This is a genomic window from Hydrogeniiclostridium mannosilyticum (assembly GCF_003268275.1).
In the GTDB taxonomy this organism is placed as follows: domain Bacteria; phylum Bacillota; class Clostridia; order Oscillospirales; family Acutalibacteraceae; genus Hydrogeniiclostridium; species Hydrogeniiclostridium mannosilyticum.
Map to the genome: position 1 here is coordinate 1 of NZ_QLYR01000002.1, position 18126 is coordinate 18126.

Annotated in this window: 18 protein-coding genes; 11 read left to right on the plus strand and 7 right to left on the minus strand. The window is 54.9% G+C overall.

All coding sequences use genetic code 11. The annotated features are described in order from the left end of the window. Nucleotides 1-644 precede the first annotated feature (644 nt). From DPQ25_RS04765 to DPQ25_RS04815, 10 genes are all read left to right on the plus strand, one after another. The gene (locus DPQ25_RS04765) at nucleotides 645-1793 is read left to right on the plus strand and encodes an ABC transporter substrate-binding protein (RefSeq protein WP_112332053.1); all 1149 of its coding nucleotides are present in this window, start codon (nucleotides 645-647) and stop codon (nucleotides 1791-1793) included. Nucleotides 1794-1955: 162 nt separating this feature from the next. Next, entirely contained in the window at nucleotides 1956-2837 is an 882-nt protein-coding gene (locus DPQ25_RS04770) for a branched-chain amino acid ABC transporter permease (protein ID WP_112332054.1), read from the plus strand. A gap of 4 nt (nucleotides 2838-2841) precedes the next feature. Next, on the plus strand, nucleotides 2842-3891 hold the full coding sequence (locus DPQ25_RS04775) for a branched-chain amino acid ABC transporter permease (protein ID WP_112332055.1): 1050 nt from the start codon (nucleotides 2842-2844) through the stop codon (nucleotides 3889-3891). 3 nt (nucleotides 3892-3894) lie between these two features. Then, the gene (locus tag DPQ25_RS04780; protein WP_112332056.1) at nucleotides 3895-4656 is read left to right on the plus strand and encodes an ABC transporter ATP-binding protein; all 762 of its coding nucleotides are present in this window, start codon (nucleotides 3895-3897) and stop codon (nucleotides 4654-4656) included. Between the two features lie 10 nt (nucleotides 4657-4666). Next, the gene (locus tag DPQ25_RS04785) at nucleotides 4667-5371 is read left to right on the plus strand and encodes an ABC transporter ATP-binding protein (protein WP_112332334.1); all 705 of its coding nucleotides are present in this window, start codon (nucleotides 4667-4669) and stop codon (nucleotides 5369-5371) included. A 282-nt stretch (nucleotides 5372-5653) separates the two neighbouring features. Next, on the plus strand, nucleotides 5654-7330 hold the full coding sequence (gene araB / locus DPQ25_RS04795) for a ribulokinase (protein WP_112332058.1): 1677 nt from the start codon (nucleotides 5654-5656) through the stop codon (nucleotides 7328-7330). A gap of 15 nt (nucleotides 7331-7345) precedes the next feature. Next, nucleotides 7346-8041: an L-ribulose-5-phosphate 4-epimerase gene (gene araD / locus DPQ25_RS04800; protein ID WP_112332059.1), complete on the plus strand. Its 696-nt coding sequence runs from the start codon at nucleotides 7346-7348 to the stop codon at nucleotides 8039-8041. A gap of 286 nt (nucleotides 8042-8327) precedes the next feature. Next, the gene (locus DPQ25_RS04805; protein WP_112332060.1) at nucleotides 8328-8981 is read left to right on the plus strand and encodes an HAD family hydrolase; all 654 of its coding nucleotides are present in this window, start codon (nucleotides 8328-8330) and stop codon (nucleotides 8979-8981) included. A 244-nt stretch (nucleotides 8982-9225) separates the two neighbouring features. After that, nucleotides 9226-9822: a DUF3793 family protein gene (locus tag DPQ25_RS04810; RefSeq protein ID WP_112332061.1), complete on the plus strand. Its 597-nt coding sequence runs from the start codon at nucleotides 9226-9228 to the stop codon at nucleotides 9820-9822. A 44-nt stretch (nucleotides 9823-9866) separates the two neighbouring features. Then, nucleotides 9867-10292 (plus strand): flavodoxin, encoded by a 426-nt coding sequence (locus DPQ25_RS04815; RefSeq protein WP_112332062.1) that lies wholly within the window; start codon nucleotides 9867-9869, stop codon nucleotides 10290-10292. Nucleotides 10293-10741: 449 nt separating this feature from the next. Here DPQ25_RS04815 and DPQ25_RS04825 read toward each other — a convergent pair whose 3' ends face one another. The 5 genes from DPQ25_RS04825 to DPQ25_RS04845 form a co-directional block, all read right to left on the minus strand. Further along, on the minus strand, nucleotides 10742-11944 hold the full coding sequence (locus DPQ25_RS04825) for a hypothetical protein (RefSeq protein ID WP_112332064.1): 1203 nt from the start codon (nucleotides 11942-11944) through the stop codon (nucleotides 10742-10744). Nucleotides 11945-12412: 468 nt separating this feature from the next. Further along, complete coding sequence (locus tag DPQ25_RS04830) at nucleotides 12413-13864, minus strand: NADP-dependent glyceraldehyde-3-phosphate dehydrogenase (RefSeq protein WP_112332065.1); 1452 nt, start codon at nucleotides 13862-13864, stop codon at nucleotides 12413-12415. 353 nt (nucleotides 13865-14217) lie between these two features. Further along, the gene (locus DPQ25_RS04835) at nucleotides 14218-15987 is read right to left on the minus strand and encodes a recombinase family protein (RefSeq protein ID WP_112332066.1); all 1770 of its coding nucleotides are present in this window, start codon (nucleotides 15985-15987) and stop codon (nucleotides 14218-14220) included. Beyond that, on the minus strand, nucleotides 15984-16382 hold the full coding sequence (locus DPQ25_RS04840) for a recombinase family protein (RefSeq protein WP_112332067.1): 399 nt from the start codon (nucleotides 16380-16382) through the stop codon (nucleotides 15984-15986). Before DPQ25_RS04840 ends, DPQ25_RS04835 begins: the two co-directional genes overlap by 4 nt. 92 nt (nucleotides 16383-16474) lie before the next feature. After that, nucleotides 16475-16648, minus strand: coding sequence for a transposon-encoded TnpW family protein (locus tag DPQ25_RS04845; RefSeq protein ID WP_021639554.1), 174 nt, complete (start codon nucleotides 16646-16648; stop codon nucleotides 16475-16477). Between the two features lie 124 nt (nucleotides 16649-16772). On the opposite strand from DPQ25_RS04845, the gene DPQ25_RS14610 reads away from it, so the two are divergent. Continuing rightward, on the plus strand, nucleotides 16773-16997 hold the full coding sequence (locus DPQ25_RS14610) for a hypothetical protein (RefSeq protein ID WP_177576849.1): 225 nt from the start codon (nucleotides 16773-16775) through the stop codon (nucleotides 16995-16997). Nucleotides 16998-17113: 116 nt separating this feature from the next. Here the strand turns inward: DPQ25_RS14610 and DPQ25_RS04855 are convergent, their stop codons facing one another. Both DPQ25_RS04855 and DPQ25_RS04860 read right to left on the minus strand, forming a co-directional pair. After that, nucleotides 17114-17356: a helix-turn-helix domain-containing protein gene (locus tag DPQ25_RS04855; RefSeq protein WP_112332068.1), complete on the minus strand. Its 243-nt coding sequence runs from the start codon at nucleotides 17354-17356 to the stop codon at nucleotides 17114-17116. After that, nucleotides 17340-17777, minus strand: coding sequence for a sigma-70 family RNA polymerase sigma factor (locus DPQ25_RS04860; protein WP_112332069.1), 438 nt, complete (start codon nucleotides 17775-17777; stop codon nucleotides 17340-17342). The genes DPQ25_RS04855 and DPQ25_RS04860 overlap by 17 nt, the downstream gene beginning before the upstream one ends. Between the last annotated feature and the right edge of the window lie 349 nt (nucleotides 17778-18126).

Here is an 18126-nt window from a genome sequence, read left to right on the forward strand (position 1 = left end):
AGCCCGGGCAGCACATCAAACGCGCTGCCCGGGCTTTACATTTTCATAAAGGCTTAGCGGGCAAAGGAACACAACGGTTGAGCCGGGCTTTATGAAAAAACCGTATTTTGAATGCTTGGCGGCGGAGGCGGCTGTTCAAAACCCGGCGGCGGGCGTCCGGATAGGCGTTGCGGGAATAAAAAAATTTTTTCTGTATGGATATATTCACGCCGCAGCGCTGGAATGCGCCATAAAAAATTGTCATTTTAGCGCTTTGGGGGCTGCTGGCAGCGCCTTTTTTATGCATATTCCATGAGATAAACTTGCAGGACAGGGAAAAATGCGGCGCACAGGCCGCGCGGACGGCCCCGGGGGGTGAAAGCGGGCCTTTTTCGCCGTACAGAGCGTGTGCAGGGAACGGCGCATCGTGCAGCGGCCTGCTGCCCTGACAAAAAAACGGGCTGATACGGGGTGATTTTCTTGCATTATTTTTGCATAAATTGGAAGAACAACATTGCAAAACAGCCATTCCCGTAGTATAATTATGAAAAATAATGAAATGCTTGACACCATGGCTGCTCTGTGTGCTCTTAAGCATGGGAAGCGCGCCAGGAAATACAAAACAGTTTGTTATGAAATGTCAAGAGTTTAGGAGGTAATTTGAGATGAAAAAGCGTTTTCTCGCGGCAGTACTCGCTGCATTGCTGGTGGGTACCTCCTTGGCTGGCTGCCAGCAGGGGGGAGAAGCCTCCGGCGATACCGTTAAAATCGGCGGCCTGGCGCCGCTGACGGGCAAGGTTGCAAACTACGGCATTGCCACCAACAACGGGATTCAGCTTGCGGTTAAAAAGATCAATGACAACGGCGGAATCCTCGGCGGCAAGAAAATCGACTATATTTATTATGACGAAAAAGGCGACCCCAATGAGGCGCTCACCGCTTTTAACAAGCTGGTTCAGAACGACCAGGTCGTCGCCCTGATCGGCGATGTAACGTCCAACCCGACCAAGGCTGTCGCGCAGAAGTCGGTGGAATATAACCTGCCGATGATTACCGCTACCGGCACGACCGCGGAAATTACGGAGGGCAAGCCCAACGTGTTCCGCGCTTGCTTCATCGACCCGTACCAGGGGGAGCTGATGGCCTCCTATGCCGCGGATAAGCTGGGCGCTAAGTCCGCAGCTATTCTTTACGACAACGGCGACTCTTACTCCTCCGGCATCGCGGATGCCTTCGAGAAGGTTGCCAAGGAGCAGGGCATGGCGGTGACGAAGCTGGGCTATGCCTCCAAGAGCGTGGATTTCCGCGCGCAGCTCACTCAGATTAAGGGTGAAAACCCGGATGTGCTGCTGATTCCCTGCTATTATGAGGATGTTGCGCTGATTGCCGCGCAGGCCAAGGAAATCGGCATCACGGCAAAGCTCCTCGGCGGCGACGGCTGGGACGGCGTGCTGGATAAGCTGGATGCCTCCAATGTCGATGCCGTTGCCGGCTGCTATTTCTGCAGCCAGTACTCCGCCGAGAGCGACGACCCCGACCTGCAGGCCTTTCTGGAGGAATATAGGGAGACCTATGACAGCGAGCCGAGCATGTTCTCCGTTTTGGGCTATGACGCTATGAACATGATGGCCGCGGCTATTGACAAGGCCGGCTCCACAGACCCGGATGCCATTATCGAAGCGCTCAAGAGCATAGAGTACAAGGGCCTGACCGGAACTACAACCTTTGACAGCAGCAACAACCCGGTGCGCGAGGCGATCATTACCACCGTGGAAGACGGCAAGTACAAGGTTGTTGAAACCTATAAAAAGTAATTTTATTTGCACAGGGCCTATAACGCCGCGCAAATTTCGCAGGCCGGGAGACGGCTCTGCTGCCCCGCAAGGCACTGCCGCGGGCGCCGGAAGAGGGGAGGAGGATCCCCTCTTTTTCGGTTATAGGGAATAATATGCAACACAAAGGGAGGGCACAAGTTCATGGATTTTATTGTACAGGTCGTCAATGGCCTGGGAATGGGCAGCATTTATGCCCTGGTGGCCTTGGGCTACAGCATGGTGTACGGCATCGTGCAGCTCATCAACTTTGCGCACGGCGACATCATCATGGTTGCGGCGTACATCATCTTTATTTCCATGATGATGATGGGCCTGCCGCTGTGGGCGGCGATTTTGCTGTGTGTGGTTTTGTCCGCGCTGGTCGGCATGCTGATTGAGCGGGTGGCCTACCGCCGCCTGCTGGTGCGAAATGTGCCTAGAATATCGCTGCTGATTACCGCCATTGGCGTCAGCATTTTTCTGCAAAACCTTTTCCAGTTGATTTTTGGTTCCGACGCCAAGCCGATGCAGAAGTTTTTTGACCTTCCTGCGCTCTCCGTGTTCGGTGTGTCCATCACCTCCACAACCATTCTGAACATCGTGACGTCGGTTATTATGATGATCTGCCTGCAGCTGCTGGTCGGCAGGACTAGGATGGGCAAGGCCATGCGTGCCACCTCCGAGGATGCGGGCGCGGCAAAGCTGATGGGCATTAACACCAACCACATCATTGCCTTGACCTTTGCCATCGGCTCCGCCCTGGCAGGCGTAGGCGCGGTGCTCTACTGCAACACCTACCAGCAAATCAAGCCGATTATGGGCAGCATGCTGGGCCTGAAGGCGTTTGTCGCGGCGGTGCTGGGCGGCATCGGCAGCATTCCGGGCGCCATGCTGGGCGGTTACATACTGGGCGCCGCAGAGGGCCTGACCACCTCGTTTATCAGCAGCAACCTCACGGATGCCGTTGTGTTTGGCATATTGATTTTGGTTCTCCTGTTCAAGCCCGCCGGCTTGCTGGGTAAAAATGTAAGGGAGAAGGTGTGATACGATGCAGGATACTCCACTGAAAAAAGAAAAAAAGCTTGGTTTTTGTCTGCTGAACGCCGGCCTGGTGCTGGCATTATTCCTGCTTTTGTTTATTTTCGTGCGCACCGGTGTGGTAAATGCCTATTATTCCTATATTTTGACAAATGTCTGCATCAATGTGGCCCTGGCGGTCAGCCTGAACATTGTCACCGGTTTTTTGGGCCAGCTGGTTCTGGGCCACGCGGGCTTTATGCTGGTGGGCGCGTATGCGGCCGCCCTGTTCACCATTAACAGCGGGCTGGACATTGCCGTCAGCTTCCCCCTCGGCCTGCTGCTGGGCGGCATCACCGCTGCGGTTTTCGGCGTGATCATCGGTGTGCCGGCGCTGCGCCTGCGGGGGGATTATCTGGCCATCATTACTCTGGGCTTTGGCGAGATCATCCGCGTTATTGCCAATAACGTACCGTTTACCAACGGCGCGCAGGGCCTGGGCGGCATCCCCAGCCCCAATACCCGGAGCAACCCCATGGTGGTGCTGGGCTATGCGTTCTTTATTGCCGTGCTGGTGATTTTTGTCAGCTATACCTTCGGCACCTCCCGCCATGGCCGCGCGGTCATCGCCATTCGTGAAGATGAAATTGCCGCGGAGGCCTCGGGTATTCACACCACCTACTACAAGCTGTTTGCCTTTATCCTGGCAGCCTTTTTTGCCGGGGTTGCCGGCGGCCTTTATGCGCACCACACCAGCCTGATCGACCCCTCCGGCTTCGATTTTAACCGCTCGGTGGAAATCCTGGTCATGGTGGTGCTGGGCGGCATGGGATCCATTACGGGCTCCGTCATTTCGGCGGTGGCGCTGACGATTTTGCCGGAGCTGCTGCGGGGCTTCGATGCCTACCGGATGGTGGTTTATGCAGCGGTGCTGATTTGCGTCATGCTGTTCCGGCCCACCGGCCTGCTGGGGCGCAGCGAGTTTTCCATGAAGAAATTCATTCGTGCGGTTCCCCACTTCCCGCAAAGGGTGAGGGGCTTCTTCCGCAGACTGGCCCGCAAAGGCAAAAAGGAGGCGTAACGCATGGCGGTACTTGAAGTAGATAAGCTGGGCATTGCCTTCGGCGGCCTGCGGGCGCTGGAGGATGTGCACTTTAAGGTGGAAGAGGGCAGCATAGTCGGGCTGATTGGCCCGAACGGTGCCGGCAAGACCACCGTATTCAACCTGTTGACCGGTGTGTACACGCCGACAGAGGGAACAATCAGGCTCAACGGCGAATCCATCCTGAAAAAGAAAACCTATCAGATTACCCGCAGCGGCCTTGCCCGTACCTTCCAGAATATCCGCTTGTTTAAGGATATGACGGTCATCGACAATGTGAAAACGGCAATGAACAGCCAGATGAAATATTCGGCGTTTTCCGGTATATTCCGTTTGCCCTCCTACCGGAAGGAGGAGGACCAGGTGACGGCGCGGGCGATGGAGCTGCTCGATGTTTTCGGCCTGTCGGGCCAGGCCGGGGATCTGGCGCGCAACCTGCCTTACGGCAAACAGCGCGAGCTGGAAATTGCCCGGGCGCTGGCGTCAAGCCCTAAGGTGCTGCTGCTGGACGAACCCGCCGCGGGCATGAACCCAACCGAGACGCAAAGCCTGCTGGAGGCGGTGCGCCTGATACGCGAGCGGTTCCAGGTCTCTGTTTTGTTGATTGAACACGATATGAGTTTTGTTATGGGCTTGTGTGAGCATATTATTGTGCTGGATTATGGAAGAATCATCGCGGAGGGGCCGGCGGATGAAATCCGCAGGAATCCCAAGGTTATTGCCGCGTACCTGGGAGGTGAATGATTTGGCAGCCATGCTTACAGTAGAGGGGCTGGAGGTCTATTACGGCTCCATCCACGCGATTAAGAATATCAGCTTTGAGGTAAACGAGGGTGAGATCGTTACCCTCATCGGCGCAAACGGCGCCGGGAAAACGACTACGCTGCATGCCGTCTGCGGCCTGGTGAAGGCGGCGGATGGCGGGATCCATTTTTGCGGTACGGATCTGCGCGCCATTGCGCCGTATAAAATCCTGGGGCTTGGCCTGGCGCAGGTGCCGGAAGGCCGCCGCGTTTTTGCCAAAATGACCGTTCAGGAGAACCTGGAGATGGGGGCCTACATCCGCCGAGACAAGGATCAGGTAGAAAAGGACTTTCAGCGGGTGCTTGAGCGCCTGCCGCGTCTGGCAGAGCGCCGCAAGCAGCTTGCGGGTACGCTCTCGGGCGGCGAGCAGCAGATGCTTGCCATTGGCCGTGCGCTGATGGGCAACCCGAGAATGCTGCTGCTGGATGAACCCTCCATGGGCCTTTCTCCGCTTTTAGTGGAGGAAATCTTCCGCATTATTGAGGATGTCAACCGTTCCGGCGTAACCGTGCTGCTGGTGGAGCAGAACGCAAAGAAGGCGCTGGAAATTGCCGACCGCGCTTATGTGCTGGAGACCGGCAGCATTGCCATGTCTGGCGCCGCGGCGGAGCTTGCGAACGATGAAAAGGTGCGCAAGGCGTATCTGGGCGGCTGACGAAAACAGCTGATGAAGCCCCGGCGGCGCGCAAGCGCGGCAGCCGGGGCTTTTTGTGTGGAGGGCTCTGCTTTTTCCGCATCCGTGCTGCGTGCGGGAAGCGCGCTGTGGTTACACGAAAATTTTGTCCGGCCTTCTGGTAATCCGGCGGCGCATATGGTACAATGGCTACAGCTAAAAGGCCCGCAATACGGGAGCATCCCAGCCGGGCGCGCGCTCCGGTTTGGCGAATGAGGCAGAGAGGCCGGGAAAACGGCAAGAACAGCAATTGGGAGGAGTTCAATGAAAAAATATTCGATTGGCGTTGATTTCGGCACCCTTTCCGGGCGTGCACTGCTGGTGGAGGTGGCGACAGGCAGAGAGCTGGCCTCTGCCGTTTACGAATATCCGCACGGGGTTCTGGACGAAGCCCTGCCCTGCGGCAAGAAGCTGGGGCATGACTGGGCGCTACAGCACCCGCGCGACTATGTGGAGGTCCTGGAGCATACCATTCCCGCGGTGCTGCGTGAGAGTGGGGCCGACCCGGCGGATGTGGTTGGTATCGGCACGGATTTTACCGCCTGCACAATGGTGCCTGTCAAGGCGGATGGCACACCCCTGTGCCTTTTGCCGGAGTTTGAGGAAAACCCCCATGCCTGGGTTAAGCTCTGGAAGCACCATGCCGCGCAGCCGCAGGCCAACCGCCTCAATGAAATTGCCGCCGCGCGCGGGGAGCCCTGGCTTGGCAACTACGGCGGCAAAATTTCCTCCGAGTGGGCTATCCCGAAGCTGTGGCAGGTTTTAGAGGAGGCGCCGGAGGTTTATCAGGCCATGGACCGCTGGATTGAGGCGGCGGATTGGATTGTGTGGCAGTTGACCGGGCAGGAGAGCCGCAATTCCTGCACTGCCGGTTACAAGGAGCTTTGGAACAAGCGTGCGGGCTATCCCGCGCCGGACTTTTTTAAGGCGCTGGACCCTCGCATGGAGCATGTGGTGGAGGAAAAGCTCGGCACGGTGATTACGCCGCTCGGCAGCCGTGCCGGCGGGCTTTGCCCTGCCATGGCGGCCAAGCTGGGCCTGCCGGTGGGGACGCCGGTAGCGGTGGGCAACGTGGACGCGCATGTCTGTGTGCCGGCGGTAGGCATCGACGGGCCCGGAAAGATGCTGGCGATTATCGGCACTTCGACCTGCCACATGATGATGGGCCGCGAGGAGCTGCAGGTGCCGGGAATGTGCGGCGTGGTTGAGGACGGCATTATGCCGGGCTTCTTTGGCTACGAGGCGGGGCAGTCGTGTGTGGGCGACCATTTTGCTTGGGTTATTGACACCTGTGTGCCGGCCTCTTACTGGGAGGAGGCCCGGAGCTTGGGGATGAATATTCATGCCTACCTGCGCGCAAAGGCGGAAAAGCAAAAGCCGGGCGAGCACGGCCTGTTGGCGCTGGATTGGTGGAACGGAAACCGATCGATTCTGGTGGACGTGGACCTCACGGGTATGCTGCTGGGAATGACCCTGCAAACCAAACCGGAGGATATTTACCGCGCGCTGATTGAGGCCACCGCTTACGGCACCCGCGTACTGGTTGAGAATTACCGGGCCCACGGCCTGCCGGTGGAGGAATTTTACGCCTCCGGCGGGATTGCCTTTAAGGACCCGATGGCTATGCAGATTTATGCCGACGTACTGAATATGCCGATTAAGATTGCCGGTACCCTGCAGGGGCCTGCGCTGGGATCGGCGATTTTCGGCGCGGTGGCTGCGGGCGGCAAGGCAGGCGGCTATGACAGTGTGTTTGACGCCGCCCGGTCCATGGGCAAGGTCAAGGATGAGGTCTACCAGCCTTCGGCTGAAAATGCCGCCGTATACGGCCAGCTTTATCAGGAATATAAGCGGCTGCACGATTATTTCGGCTGCGGTGAAAATGATGTGATGAAACGGCTGAAGGCCCTGAAGCTCCGGCAGAGCGGACAGGGCCGGTAAAGGAGGAAAAAATCAATGCTGAAGCACTTGAAGGAAGAGGTCTATAAGGCCAATATGCTGCTGCCAAAGCATGGGCTGGTTACCTTCACCTGGGGGAACGTCAGCGCCGTGGACCGGAACAAGGGCCTAATGGTCATCAAACCCTCCGGCGTGGAGTATGAGCAGCTCAAGCCGGAGGACATGGTGGTGGTGGACCTGGAGAGCGGCGCGCGGGTGGAGGGGGCGCTGAACCCCTCCAGCGATACGCCGACGCATCTGGAGCTCTACCGCTGCTTCCCCAATACCGGCGGCGTGGTTCACACCCATTCCCGCTGGGCTACCACCTTTGCCCAGTGTGGGCGCGGGATTCCTGCCCTGGGTACCACGCACGGTGATTATTTTTATGGTGAGATCCCTTGCACCCGCCGCATGACACCGGCGGAAATTGCAGGAGAATATGAGCTTGAAACCGGCAAGGTAATAGTAGAAACGTTTGCGGAGCGGTCCGCGGACGATATTCCGGCGGTGCTGGTTCACAGCCATGGCCCCTTTGTCTGGGGGACGGATGCGATGAACGCCGTGCACAATGCGGTTGTCACGGAGGAGGTTGCCTTTATGGCCTGGCATGCCCTGGCGCTGAACCCGGAGCTGCCCGCCATGCAGCAGGAGCTGCTGGATAAGCATTATTTGAGAAAGCATGGCCCCAATGCCTATTACGGGCAAAAAAAATAGACGGAGCCTTTCAAAAAGCAGGTTGGCGCTATGATATAGCTCTCGCCTGCTTTTATTGCGGGATTTTACATTGATTATAACAACAAAAACCCTTTACCTTCCCGTGTTCCTGTGGCAAAGGGCGCCATATCCTCAGCGGTGGGGTTGTCATGGCGGCGGGAGCACTGAGAGACTGGCGCGTGCATGCGGTAGCCTTGCAGGGCACGGCCGCCGTTTGTGCGCAACCGGGCGCCTTGTAAGAGCAGAAATAAAAAACGGATAGACTGGTGAAAGGACGGAGATCGGCATGAACAAAATGAAAGGCGCAATTTTTGACATGGACGGTACATTGCTGGATTCCATGCATGTTTGGCGGACGAAGGGGGAGGACTACCTGCGCAGCCGCGGCCTGGAACCGCACGCGGGGGCAAACGAGGCGACGCAGTATATGAGCATGGCGCAGATGGCAGGTTATTTCCGCGCAGAATATGGGCTCCGGGACTCGGAGCAGCAAATTATTGACGATTTAAACCGGATGGTGGAAAACCAATATCTTCATGTCGTGCTGGCAAAGGAGGGCGTCCCCGAGGCGCTGGAACGCCTGGCAGGGCAAGGCGTAAGGATGTGTGTCGCCACGGCAACGGATCTGCCGCTGGTGGAGGCGGCCCTGAAGCGTACCGGCCTGCTGCCCTATTTTTCGGCTGTTTTCACCTGCACAGGTGTGGGGGCAGGAAAAGACCGGCCCGACATCTATTGCCGTGCGCAGGAGCACCTGGGCGCCGCTATAAGCGAAACGGTGGTTTTTGAGGATGCCCTCTATGCCGTACGGACAGCGAAGCGGGCCGGGTTTTATGTAGCGGGCGTATACGATTATTGGGAGCGCAAAAAATGGAGCGAGATTCAAGCGCTTGCAGATATTTGCATCCATTCCTTCTCAGAGATTGAACGGATATGGAAATGAGGGAGAGCGTGCGGCTGCTGACGGCCCGCGGGCTTTTTCAGAAAACAGGGCCCGGCGGTCCTCATTTTTGTGCGGATGGGGACCAGTAAAACACTGCAAAAGGAAGATTAAAATTTTTTTAAATTACAGGCTTGACAGAGGGCGAAAAGTATGGTATAGTTTGGTTAGTCAAAGCTAACCAAACTATTAAGGGTTTTGCTCTTGCCTAGTGGGGTTAAAGGAGCATTAGGTTAGTTTAAACTAATTGGAGGCGATTCATATCGACCAGGAGCAGGCTTTTGAACAGCTGTTGGCTTACCACTGCGCTCCAGTGCTGCTGGGCATAAAACCGGCGGGGCTTGTTTCCGTAAGCCTGAAGAGGTTTCCCGATTTTCCGAGCCTGCTCAGACGGTATGCGTCCTACCTAAAGCGCCTGGGCATATCCCTGGAGGTTTTGTGCAGCTGTAACCGCCGGGAGCTGCTGTTGGTTTACCGGCGCGGGTTGCTCCGCGCAAGCTTGTCCGAGCCGGAGGTGCGGCGTGCTCTTTGCCGGGAAGGCTACCCTGTGCGCCAGAGCCTCAGCCGTCAGCTGGCGTACCTAAAAACGCGCCTGCAAAATGTGGAGGGCTTTCCGCATGAAATCGGCTTATTTTTGGGGTACCCGCTTGCGGATGTGGACGGCTTTCAGGCCAACAGAGGCGAGCATTACAAGCTGTGCGGCTACTGGAAGGTTTATGGCGACGAGCAGAGCGCAAGGGCCTGCTTTATGCGCTTTGACCGCTGCCGTGAGGCGCTTTGCGGCGCCTTGAGCCGAGGAGAAGGCATCCTGCAGTTTATTGAAAAGCACCGTTATGCCGCGTAGGTATCCAATGAGGATATGCACGGCAAATTAAAGGAGGTACTTATATGAAAGTTACAGTTGTTTATTGGTCCGGTACCGGAAATACACAGGCCATGGCCGAAGCGGTTGCGCAAGGGGCGAAGGACGCGGGCGCGGAAGTGGACTTACTCCAGGTTTCCGAGACCTCCGCTGCCGCGCTGGAATCTTGTGACCGTCTGGCGCTCGGCTGCCCGGCAATGGGTGCGGAGGTGCTGGAAGAAACTGAATTTGAACCCTTTTTCACAGAGCTTGAAGGCAAGCTTTCCGGCAAGCGTGTGGCGCTGTTCGGCTCCTATGGCTGGGGCGATGGGCAGTGGATGCGCGACTGGCAGGAGCGTGTGGAAAGCGCCGGGGCCTATTTGACCGGCGGTGAGGGCGTAATCGCCAACTACGAGCCGGACGCCGGGGCGCTGGAAAATTGCAGGGAGCTTGGCAAGCAGCTGTCCGCCTGATTATACCGGGGCCGGTGCGGAGGTAGGGCGGGCTTTCCCGGACATACGGCCTGCCGGCCCGTGTCATATTTGAATAGCAGATTGATCCTTTCTGATGTTCCGTATTTCTTGGAGGAAGGCCGAAAACGCCGGTGCCGGCGTGCCCTCTGAAGCCCCGGCATCGCGGCCTAATCCGATCCTTTCTTTATTGTTAACAAGACTCTTGATATAGAGCTGTACATTGCTACGAAAACATCCTTCCTTGAAAAATGCGCTTTGGGCGGTACCTTTCGGCCGCCTGAGGCGTATTTTTCTGCCCTTTAGCGGCAACAGGAATAAAAGGCGGCGGCTCACGGGCAATCCTGAGCCGCCGCTTTATTTCATGGTTGCTGTTTTGGCTGCTGTAGGCGCCGGGCGAAATAAGCCGCCAGAAAAGGGCGGCCCAACCGCGGGCGTCAAAACAGGTGGGGCTAAAAGCGTATCAGGCACCCGCCGCCTGCCTGAAGAGGGATGAGGTAAGCCTGTTCCTCCTCATCAAAGGGGATTTCACTCCAGGCTTCATCCTGGGGGTTATAGCACCGTGGGGCGCTTTCTGCCTTGCAGCAAAGGGTGGCGGCCTGCTCCCAATCCTTGTTCGCGAGTAAAATCAGGCCGTTTTTAAAGAAACCGACCGTGCAGCGCCCGCCGGTGATCTCCGTAATGCCGCCGAAGGCGGAAAATGGGGTGACGGACTCGCTTTCCGCGCCGGCATGCATGACCTTTACCGAAGAGGTCGCCGCGGTTTTGCGCCCGATTTTGGCTAAATCGAGATTGACGTGCTGAACATCGTAAAAATGCTGTGTGCGGTGGCCGTTTTGGGAGATCATGCCATTTTGATATTTCCATACCTCCTCGTAGTCCGGCGTCCAATAGGTGAAATACGACATGCGCGCGGCGCCGTAGGCGAGCGCCTGGAAGGCCTCGTAGCGGATCTCGGCCTCGGTCAGGTAACGGTAAGGGCCATGTTCCGCCACCAGGACAATCAGCATAAACGGCACCCGGTGGGCTAATGCCTGCGCCCGGATGACCTCCAGGTTGTCGAAGAAGCCGCCGCGTTCGCTTTTGGCCTGTGCGGCAAGGTAGATCTGCCGCTCCCGGTCGTCGGCAAAATCATCTCGCTGCTGTACCGGGGCTGCCTTGAGAAAATGATAGTGGTCATAGCTGAGAATTTCAGGCTTCACCTCATCCAGAAAGCGCGCTACATGTTCCTGGTAGGTGGCGGCGCCGAGCATCTCCGGCGTCGCATAGTTGGGGAAAAGATTGATGTAGGCCTCATGCTCCGGGTCCAGCTCCTTGAGCCTGGCGACAATCCGGCTCAAAACCGGAAAATCAGCGGCGGAGGGCTCATCTTTAATATGGTAGGAAAAAAGCGCCGGGTACGCCCGGTAGTCGGCGGCAACCGCCGGCAGAAGCGTGTCAATGAGCTCCGGCTGCCGGACGCATTCGCCCAGGCGGGGGTCCTCTACGGTCATGCGTAGGCCGTATTTTTCACAGAGCTTAAGCACGCGCTGGTTGCCCTCGACGCCGTAGTCCCCGGTGATGAGGTTACAGCCGGACTCGCGAATCTCGGCGAGGCGCTGCTCGCACATAAAGTCGGATGGTACGCCGCACCAAAAGGTAATAGGAAATGGCATGGATCACACCTCTTTCTAAAATTGGTTGGCAGTTATGAATAACCCGGCTGGCCGGGCAGCTTCGATAATAATAGGAGCCGGTTCAGGCGGCTTGCCTGTTTTTAATTAATTTCCCGGGAAAGTATTTTTATTTGTCCCGGTGGTCCGCAGCTGTACAGTTTGAGTATTGGCACGCGTTGCTGTGGCGTTATGGTTTACCGCCGGGGAGAGCGGCTGTCCGGGGCGGCGCTGAGGGGTGTTTGTCAGTTGCCCTTAGTATATTGCAAGCCTCTTAGTTTTTCAATACTTATTTTAAAAAAATAAAATACTTTTTCTACATATTGCCTGAACGCTTCCCGGCTGTTGCTATTATATATATCGTCGCCGCCGCAATCCTATGAGCCCCGGCGGCGAAAAGCTGCCGGGAAAAACAAGAACATCCGGCGCTATTATAAAAAGCGCCGGATGTTCATTCATTTTTTATTCGATTTATTCATCCCCGGTAAGGTTGATGGTGACCGCCTTGGGGCGGGTCATGGACTCAATGGAATAACGCACGCCCTGCGTGCCCATGCCGGAGCTCTTGACGCCGAGGAAGGGGAAATTATCCGGGCCGCGCTCGGGCTTGTTGTTGATCTGCACCGTGCCGACCTCCAGCTGTGCGGCGATGGAGTAAGCCTTGTTGAGATTATTGGTGAAGACGGAGGATTGCAGGCCATACTCGGAGCGGTTGGCAATTTCAACGGCCTCGCCGGCGGAGGCGACCCGGATGATGGGCAGGACCGGGCCGAAGGGCTCGACCCAGGCGACGTCCATTTCCGTGGTGACCCGGTCGAGAAGCGTGGGCTGAATCAGGTTGCCCGTGCGCTGGCCGCCGGTAACCAGCCTTGCGCCCTGCTGGATGGCGCCGCGCATCAGGCTTTCAACAAAATCGGCGGACTTTGTTGAAACCAGCGGGGTAACGGTTACGCCCGGTTCCCGCGGGTCGCCGGTTTTCAGCCGCTCGACCCGAGCCTTCAGCTTCTCCACCAGCTCGTCCGCGATGGTATCAAGCGCTAAAATGCGTTTTACTGCCGTGCAGCGCTGGCCGGAATAGGAATAGGCGCCGTCGACAATATTGTCCGCGGCGAAGTCCAGGTCCGCATCCTCTAGGACGATGGCGGCATCCTTGCCGCCCAGCTCCATGATAACCGGAGTCATGCTGGTCAGGGCGGAGATGTGCTGCCCAACCTCCGTGCTTCCGGTGAAATTGATGAATTGAATATCCTTGTGTGTGACGATGTAATCACCGATAACGCTGCCAAGGCCGGTCGCGGTGTTCAGCACACCGGCGGGCAGGCCGGCATCCTGCATGGCCTTGACCATCATCAGCGCGCTGACGGCTCCCTGTGTGGCGGGCTTGAGCAGTACGGTGTTGCCGCCCATCAGCGCCGGGCCGATTTTGGAGATGGCCAGGTTGACCGGGTAGTTGAAGGGGGAGATGGCCAGCACTGTGCCGACCGGCACCCGGGTGACGCAGGACATTTTGTCCCGAGATCCGCCGGGGAAGCTGTCGCCAAATATTGCCTCGCCGTGCAGGCTTTTGCCGACGTCGGCGGTGTAGCGCAGCAGATCCGCGGAGCGCTTGACCTCGGACACAGCTGATTTTTTATCCTTGGCGATTTCCATCACCAGGCATTCGGAGATTTCCTCCGCCATTTGTTCCAGCAGGTCGGCGGCCCGGTACATCAGCTGCGCCTTGCGGTACACCGGGTAGGCGGCCCAGGCCTTCTGCGCGGCCTTAGCGGCGGAAATGGCCTCGTCAAGCTCGGTGTGGGACATGGAGGAGAGCCTGCCCACAAGGGAACCGTCAACCGGAGACAAAACCTCAAGCGGCGGGTTCTCACGGGAAATCCGCCACTCGCCGTTGACCAGGTTGCCGAATGTTTTTTCTTGCATCATAAAAGCACCTCATTTTAAATGATAGTATAGTCGTATGCGGGAACCTCCGGCCTTTATAAGCTGTTTCGGAGCGCCCGGGCGAAAAGGCCTGTGTTATAGGGTAGTGTCTCGGGGCGGGGCCATATTTATGCAGCCTATCCTGCAATTCGGAGGACGGTGGGCCCGGCGGCCTGGCAATCACAAGGATGGTCTATGTTCATAAGAGAGGGCGTGGCCTACAGGCCGTCACTGTTTTTTTGCACAGGCCGCGACATCTGCGCCAGTGATTTTTTAAACTGGAAGGTAAAAAGAACCGCGGTAATAGGGCGGTGAATTAAGAAAACATTGAAGCAAGGGACGGTATAGCCAAGCGGCTATGCCGTTCTTTGCTGTTTTTGAGTTGTATTTTGGGCTTTTTCTTTCGCCCGGTCAAAATCAAATGCACCGATGAAGTTATAAACAATCGTGATTTCCCTTGTCTTGGATTTCTTGTCGATATGGGAAACCTCTATACGGTCTATAAACTCCCGCAAAATAGAAGCGTCAAGTTCCTGCATATCGGTGTACTTCTTTACGACGCTGATAAACGCTTTAACATTGGTCTTTTGCTTTTCCTGCTGCTTGATTTCTTCCCGCAACACTTCTGCCATTGATTTTAAGTTTTCCTGCTCCAACTCATAATCGCGGGACATTTTGATAAACCGTTCATCTGATAATTTCCCGGTTACATTGTCCTCATATAAATGCTTGAACAGGTTATCCAATTCAGCAATCCGGCTTTCGGCTTTGGAAAGTGCTTCGCGCTTGCGGGAAAACTCCGCGTCGCGTTCCCGTAAACGGCTGTCCGCTGCTTCCTTTACAAACTCGGCTTCGTACTGCGTTACATACTCGATTGCTTCCCGCAAGTTCCGCAAAACAATTTCATGCAGAACAACATTTCTAATGGAATGGGTCGTACACAAATCTTTGCCTTTCCGATAGGTGGAGCATATAAAATATTTCTGTTCCTCGGTAAAGTTGGTTGCGCGGCATTGATACATCTTGCCGCCACACTCTGCACAATAGAGCAGCCCGGAGAAAATACCCATATCGCCCATTTTGGTAGGGCGGCGGCGTGATCTGCGTATGTTCTGCACTATGAGAAATACGCTTTCTTCTACAATCGGCGGCTGTGTGTTCTCAAAAATCACCCATTCGGACGGGTCATTCCACAACTTCTTTTTGCTCTTATAGGATTGCTTGCGGGTCTTGAAGTTCACCGTATGCCCTAAATACTCGATTTTTTCAAGCATACGGGAAACCGTTTCATTCGTCCATTTATACGGGTTTGCCCCCGGCTTCGGTTTGTTGCCAACTTTCATACCCTTTGACAGCCAATAGAAAGTAGGATTGAGGATTTCGCTTTTCTCTAACCATTTTGCAATTTGTGTCGGCCCCATGCCGGAAACACACAATGCGAAAATCTGCTGCACAACGGCTGCGGCTTCCTCGTCGATAATCCATTTCTTTTTGTTGTCAGGGTTTTTCATGTAGCCATAAGGCGGGATTGTGGTAAGATGTTCGCCGGATTTTCCCTTTGATTGCCAAGTAGCGCGTATCTTCTTTGAAGTGTCGCGGGCGTACATCTCATTGAACACGTTGCGGATTGCGGTAAACTCGTTCTCTCCCCGCGTACTGTCCACCCCGTCATTGACAGCGATAAAATGCACGCCAAAATCGGGAAATAGCATATCGGTATAGAAACCGACTTGCAAATAATCTCGCCCAAAACGGGACATATCCTTGACGATAACGCGCTTGATTTTCCCCGCCTTTATATCGGCTAACATACGCTGAAAGCCGGGGCGGTTGAAGTTCGTCCCAGAATATCCGTCGTCCTCGTCATAATGCCGATAGGCAGTAATCCCATGCTCCCGGCAATAGCGTTCCAAAATCTTCTTTTGGTTGGCAATACTGTTGCTCTCGCCCTCTAATTTGTCCTCTTGCGAAAGTCTTTCATACAAAGCTGTTATGCCCTCGTCCTGCGTATTCTGCTGCTGATCGCGCACATAGAATTGCAGGACATTGTTTGAAATGGCTTCGCGGACTTCCGCGCTTAACACTTTGGGGGCTGCAATCTGCTGAAAAGAAATAGTATTTTTCATCTGCGCTCACCGCCTTTCGCGGCAAGTGCAGCGTAAAACTGTCTGCTCCAATCCAGCGCGGCGTGATCGCCGTTGATTGCTTCAAGGGAAACACCCATACCAGCGGCGCAATCTGCAAAAGCGATTACATCTAAACTATTACGGGAAATACGGTCAAGGCTCACCACAATAATTTTTTCCAGCCGCCCGTTTTTCATATCCTGCTGCATGAGGGAAAAAGCGGGGCGGTCAAAGTTCAAACCGCTATAACCGTTGTCCGCATACAGCGCAAAGGCGGCAACTCCGTTTTGGCTTGCGTGGTAAAGAAGTTTTTGCATTTGATTGTCAAGGTACAAAGTATCTGTTTTTAGTGCCGCACGAAAATAATATGCGGTCAATTTATCCGGCTGTTTCATGTTACCTCCTATTCCGACAGCCGGACAAACAGGTTATATATATTATACCACATAACCCGCCGCCCGTCTGCAATAGGATTACATTTTCGGCATTATACCGGGCTTTTTTCCTGTTTTAAGTCATTGTGAATTAAGCGGCGTACCTTTGTCGCGGCGTCCTCTCTTACACCGTCTTTTACAACGGCTTTGACGATATAGGTTATATCCCCGATCTTGTATTCGCGTACAATCGGGGATTTTGCTTCTTGCTTATTTGTTTGTTCCATAGAGAGAAATCCCCCTTTCGTGGGATAGAAAGAGAATATAAACTGAAAAGGCTGAAACGGGCGGTTGTTAGCAGCAACCTCACGAGAGTTTCACTCCGTCCCATGCTGATGGGTGCGCCGCGCAATGCTTTGGGGGCGTTCAACGCGGGAGTATCATTGTGCCGCCTTGCACGTCGTCGCCCACAAGCTGCTAAACCTGTTTTTCGGCGTGGTAGTTCTCGCTCGGCTTTTCCCCTATGGGGAAAAGCGTCATGGCGTACCCGCCGTATGGCTCGGTACAGACGGAATGTACCCGTTTGCCTGTTATGCTGCGCGCCGCTGGCGGGCTTTCTTTGTCAAGGTACAATAAATAGGCTTTGTCGGCCTGTAACAGCATACCGTTTCCGATATGCTGTTACGGAACGACAAATAGCCCATAGGGGGAAGCGTGGAAAGGGGGACACACTTCCCGTATGGGCTTAAAAATTATCTGATACGAAATGCAAGTGTGCGGGTAATAAGACGCACTTGCAGCCTGTTCCTCATTTCTTCATCAACAAAGGAATAGGTATTGCCCGCGTCGTCTTTCAGCGTGCGGGTACAAAGTTTTGCTATGTAGCCCTCGTAATGCTTCAAGATCGCACACATGGCGTTGGTGTCGCCGTTGACTGCTGCGGAAATGACAGGGAACGGCAACAGATTTTCAGTTTTTCTAACGGTATTTTTCATCTGCTTTTCCCTCCATGTACTGTTTAATCCTTGCAAGCGCGATTTTCCTTTGTTTGGAAATCGTGCTTCGCACAACATTTAGCTGTCTGCCTATCTCCGCGTCGCTCATATCCAAGAAGTAAGATAAAAGAACAATGCTGCGTTTTCTTTCCGTAAGAGCGTTGAGAGCAGCGGCAAGCAATTCATCTCTGATAAACACATCAAAGCCGGACACTTGAAAACGGAAAAACTCGCTTTCGTATTCGTCCAATATGAAAAGCTGCGCAAGTTCAATTTCGCTCATTTCTGAAAAGAAGATTTCGCGGGCTGCGCGTTTGGCAAAATCGCGGTAACAGCTTTTCATTTCCCCTTTTAGGGTTTTCTTGGCTAATGCGTCATACTGATGTTGTATCGTTTTCATTTCGGAAGAAGATAGCTCCATGAGATCACCTCCTTCCCGCGTGGAGTAGAGGACAGAAGTTATGGGCTTGTCCTCTCGCCCCCTTTCACTCCGTATCCGCTGGGAAGCAGGTGCTTTGTCGGACTGTTCAAAAAAGTTTTTGAAAAAATAAAATGCGCCCATCCGCAAGACGCGGACGGGCGCAAAGGAAATGTAAACGGTAACTAAATGTATTGACAGTTCATATTCATAGCCGGAATATCCCATTGCAGCGCAAGGGCTTTTTTTGATAAGCTAAAATATGTCGATTTGTGTCGTAAAAGAAGAAACACGACGATACCTCCAAGATACCGCCGTAATCTCAATAAGTCGTCATTCTTTTGTAAGGAAA